The following is a 3,530-nucleotide window of genomic DNA, read 5'->3' as shown; positions in this document are numbered from 1 at the left end:
CCTCAGGAAAGGGTGACGGCAATCGAAATCCATTCGTCTCCGGCAATGACCTCCATCTAAACCATTGACCCCGGTAAAACCTCCCCCGCCGGATCCGGGAATTGGCCGTATGATGGGCGGATGGGCATGCACCGCTTCTTCGCGACGACGAGCAAGGGACTGGAGCCGGTATTGGCCGCCGAGGTGGAAGCGCTCGGCGGGCGGGAGGTCGAGCCCTCGGTGGGGGGAGTCGCCTTCTCGGGAAACCGTTCCCTCTGCTACCGGGCGAACCTCTGGCTGCGCACCGCCAACCGGGTGCTGCTGCAGCTTGCGACATTTCCCGCGCCGACCCCCGCCGCCCTCTATGAAGGGACGAAGTCGGTCCCATGGCACGACCTCTTCCCGGTCGACGCCCGGTTCGCCGTGGAGGCGACCGTGCGCGAATCCGGGATCGCCCATTCGCATTTCGCGGCGCAGAAGGCCAAGGACGCCGTGGTCGACCTCTTCCGCGCGCGGGTCGGACGTCGGCCCGACGTGGACCCGGCCTCCCCGGATGTCCGGATCGTCCTTCGGATCGTGCGGGACGAGTGCACGCTCTCTGTGGACCTTTCAGGAGAGAGCCTGAACCGGCGCGGCTACCGGGCCGACCCGGCCGAGGCGTCGCTGCGGGAGACGCTGGCCGCGGGAATGGTGCTGCTGACCGGGTGGGACGGGATGCAGCCGCTCGTCGACCCGATGTGCGGGGCCGGAACGATCCCGATCGAGGCGGCGCTGCTCGCCTCCGGCAGGGCTCCCGGGCTCCAGCGGAGTGCGTTCGGATTCCAGCGCCTGTCCGGGCATGACGGGAGGCTCTGGGAGAGGCTCGTGGCCGAGGCAAGGGAACAGGTTCGCAATTCCGCTGCCCGGATCGAGGGGCTCGACCTCTCCCAGGCCGCGGTCCGCGGCGCCCTGCGCAATGCCGAACGGGCCGGAGTATCCGGAATCGCCGGATTCCGCGCCCTGGACATCCGGGAGTTCGCCCCGGAAGGGCCCCCGGGGACGATCCTGTGCAACCCCCCGTACGGGGTGCGGATGGAGGGGGGACCGGACGCCGAGGCCTTCTACCGGGCGATGGGCGAGGCCTTCAAGAAGCGGTGCCGAGGCTGGACCGCCTGGGTCCTCTCCGGGAACCCGGAGATCACGCGGCACATCGGGCTGAAGGCGACGCGCCGGATCCCGCTCATGAACGGCCCGATCGACTGCCGGCTTCTGAAATACGAACTCTACTGAACGGGAGGGTCTATGGCGAACGAGAAACCGGTGGAGATCCAGGTTGCCTTCCCCGAGCATCTGCGCGGCGGGGTCTACTCCAACAACATGATCGTGGCGCACACGAAGGAGGAGTTCTTCCTCGACTTCCTGATGGTCGCCCCGCCCACCGGGACCGTCACCGCGCGGGTCATCCTCTCGCCCGGCCATGTCAAGCGGGTGGTGGGAGCCCTCCAGGAGAACCTCGCCAAGTACGAGGCCTCCTTCGGCCCGATCCGGGCCGCCGAACCGCCGCAGGGGAAGATCGGGATCAACTGATCCCTTGATCCCAAACCGGGAGGCTCGATGAAGACCGACTGGACCGTCCACCCGATCGGCGTCGTCCGGTCGAAGATCGAATCGCCCGGCGATGCGCCCAAGCAGGGGGCGCTCGAGGGGACCGAGGCCGAGATCGTCGTCTTCCCGGAGGTTGCCGAGGCGCTGGTAGGGCTCGAACGTCGGGTCCTGGGAAACGGCGACCCGGCGCGGGAGGGCGGGCCAACGGGGAAGATCATCGTCCTGTGCTGGATGCACGAAGCGGACCGGGGCCGGCTCAAGGTCCATCCGCGGGGTCAGGAGGGCCGGCCGGAACGGGGGATCTTCTCGACCCGCTCGCCTCACCGGCCGAACCCGGTCTCGCTGCACACGGTGGAGCTGCTCGAGATTCGCGGGAATGTCCTTCGGGTCCGCGGCATGGACGCGATCGACGGCACCCCGGTGATCGACATCAAGCCTCACGCACCGGAGGTGGACGATTGATCGGCCCATGCCGTCCGAAACTCCATCTGACCGGCTGAACCGGACATTCGACTTTCTCTTTCAACATGGGGTACATTGAATCCGGGAGGTTTCGCATGGTCCGGATTCCCGTGGAAACGGAACAAATCGCCCTTTACTGCCGAAAACATTTCCTCCGGAAACTCTCTCTGTTCGGCTCCGTGTTGCGAGACGACTTCCGCAGCGACAGCGACGTGGATGTTCTCGTCGAGTTTTTCCCCGGCCACATCCCGGGATTGCTGAAAATTGCCGAAATGGAACGGGAGTTGTCGTCGCTGCTGGGCGGGCGCGCCGTGGAAATTCGTACCCCCGGGGATTTGAGCAGGTACTTCCGTGATGAGGTCATGGAATCCGCGGAAACCCTCTATGCACAAGAGTGACCTTGTCCGCCTCCGCCACATGCGCGACGCCTGCCTGGAGGCGCTGTCCTTCGTGAAAGGGAAGAGCCGAAGCCATCTGAATGATGACCGTATGCTCCTCCTCTCCCTCGTGAAATGCATCGAAATCGTCGGCGAAGCCGCAAGTCGCGTATCCGATGATATGAAATCCAAACACTCTGGCATCCCCTGGCGGGAAATCACGGGAATGAGAAACCGTCTCATCCATGCATACTTCGACGTAGATCTCGATGTTGTCTGGGAGACCGTCAACGGCGAATTGCCCGGCCTCGTGAAAAGAATCGAATCCATCGTCCCGGGGGATTGACCCACCAGATCAGCCACGATCCGGGGAAGGCGAAGGAGGACGGGACCGGAGGGCCAACGGGCAGGATCATCGTCCTGTGCTGGATGCACGAAGCGGACCGGGGCCGGCTCAAGGTCCATCCGCGGGGTCAGGAGGGCCGGCCGGAACGGGGGATCTTCTCGACCCGCTCACCTCACCGGCCGAACCCGGTCTCGCTGCACACGGTGGAGCTGCTCGAGATTCGCGGGAATGTCCTTCGGGTCCGCGGCATGGACGCGATCGACGGCACCCCGGTGATCGACATCAAACCCCACTCCCCCGGGCTGGACGGCTGATCCCGGCGCGGCCTTCCGTCGCGGCCCGCTCTCCCGGTCAGATCCCGGCCGGGCGGGTCGGCCGGGAGGGCTTCCCCCGAGGCTCCACGCCGAACCGGGCCAGGACCTCCTCCAGCCGCCGTTGCCCCGTCGCCGTCTCCTCGAAGGGATCCTCCTTGAGCCGGTGGGGAAGCGACATCCGGAAAGCGTCCGCGAGGCACTCCTCGTCCGGCGCTGCGATTTTCTTGATCGCGGCCAGCGCCCGGGCGCATTTCAGGATCGTGATGTCCCCGCGGTGCCCGGCGACGCCCAGCTCCGCCACCACCTCGACGACCGCGTGCAGGACCTCGTCGGTCACAAGAACCGAAGGAAGCATCTCCCGCGCGGAGACGACCCGCTCCCGCAGCTCCGCGTCCTTGGCTCCCCACTCCTCGAGGAACGAGGCGTCGTCCCGCTCGAACGACAGCACGCGTTCCACGATCTCCTTCC

The 3,530-nt window shown here is 66.3% G+C and carries 6 protein-coding genes and 2 pseudogenes (1 of these 8 running past the window's edge); 7 read left to right on the top strand and 1 reads right to left on the bottom strand.

The window, feature by feature from the left end:
• The 7 genes and pseudogenes from A2X88_10600 to A2X88_10570 all read left to right on the top strand — a co-directional run.
• Positions 1 to 68: pseudogene (locus A2X88_10600) on the top strand (hypothetical protein); it begins 379 nt to the left of the window's first position.
• A 52-nt stretch (positions 69 to 120) separates the two neighbouring features.
• Positions 121 to 1,248 carry a hypothetical protein gene (locus tag A2X88_10595; protein OGP34075.1) on the top strand — a complete coding sequence of 376 codons (1,128 nt, stop codon included), beginning with the start codon at positions 121 to 123 and terminating at the stop codon, positions 1,246 to 1,248.
• A gap of 12 nt (positions 1,249 to 1,260) precedes the next feature.
• Positions 1,261 to 1,545, top strand: a complete 285-nt coding sequence (locus A2X88_10590) for a hypothetical protein (protein ID OGP34074.1) — start codon at positions 1,261 to 1,263, stop codon at positions 1,543 to 1,545.
• A gap of 27 nt (positions 1,546 to 1,572) precedes the next feature.
• Positions 1,573 to 2,025, top strand: coding sequence for a tRNA (N6-threonylcarbamoyladenosine(37)-N6)-methyltransferase TrmO (locus tag A2X88_10585; protein OGP34073.1), 453 nt, complete (start codon positions 1,573 to 1,575; stop codon positions 2,023 to 2,025).
• Between the two features lie 95 nt (positions 2,026 to 2,120).
• Complete coding sequence (locus A2X88_10580; GenBank protein ID OGP34072.1) at positions 2,121 to 2,423, top strand: nucleotidyltransferase; 303 nt, start codon at positions 2,121 to 2,123, stop codon at positions 2,421 to 2,423.
• Complete coding sequence (locus tag A2X88_10575) at positions 2,410 to 2,748, top strand: hypothetical protein (protein OGP34071.1); 339 nt, start codon at positions 2,410 to 2,412, stop codon at positions 2,746 to 2,748. Before A2X88_10580 ends, A2X88_10575 begins: the two co-directional genes overlap by 14 nt.
• Entirely contained in the window at positions 2,745 to 3,062 is a 318-nt protein-coding gene (locus A2X88_10570; protein OGP34070.1) for a tRNA (N6-threonylcarbamoyladenosine(37)-N6)-methyltransferase TrmO, read from the top strand. The genes A2X88_10575 and A2X88_10570 overlap by 4 nt, the downstream gene beginning before the upstream one ends.
• A gap of 37 nt (positions 3,063 to 3,099) precedes the next feature.
• Here the strand turns inward: A2X88_10570 and A2X88_10565 are convergent.
• Positions 3,100 to 3,530 (bottom strand): annotated as a pseudogene (locus A2X88_10565) (hypothetical protein).

It is taken from the genome of Deltaproteobacteria bacterium GWC2_65_14 (assembly GCA_001797615.1).
Lineage (GTDB): Bacteria > Desulfobacterota > Deferrimicrobia > Deferrimicrobiales > Deferrimicrobiaceae > GWC2-65-14.
Note: the sequence above shows the minus strand (reverse complement) of the source record. Positions and strands in the feature narration are given on the sequence as shown.

Bases quoted from the DNA above. Each gene is read 5' to 3' on its own strand.
- A2X88_10595 (OGP34075.1), top strand. From the start codon at position 121: ATGGGCATGCACCGCTTCTTCGCGACGACGAGCAAGGGACTGGAGCCG.
- A2X88_10590 (OGP34074.1), top strand. From the start codon at position 1,261: ATGGCGAACGAGAAACCGGTGGAGATCCAGGTTGCCTTCCCCGAGCAT.
- A2X88_10585 (OGP34073.1), top strand. From the start codon at position 1,573: ATGAAGACCGACTGGACCGTCCACCCGATCGGCGTCGTCCGGTCGAAG.
- A2X88_10580 (OGP34072.1), top strand. From the start codon at position 2,121: ATGGTCCGGATTCCCGTGGAAACGGAACAAATCGCCCTTTACTGCCGA.
- A2X88_10575 (OGP34071.1), top strand. From the start codon at position 2,410: ATGCACAAGAGTGACCTTGTCCGCCTCCGCCACATGCGCGACGCCTGC.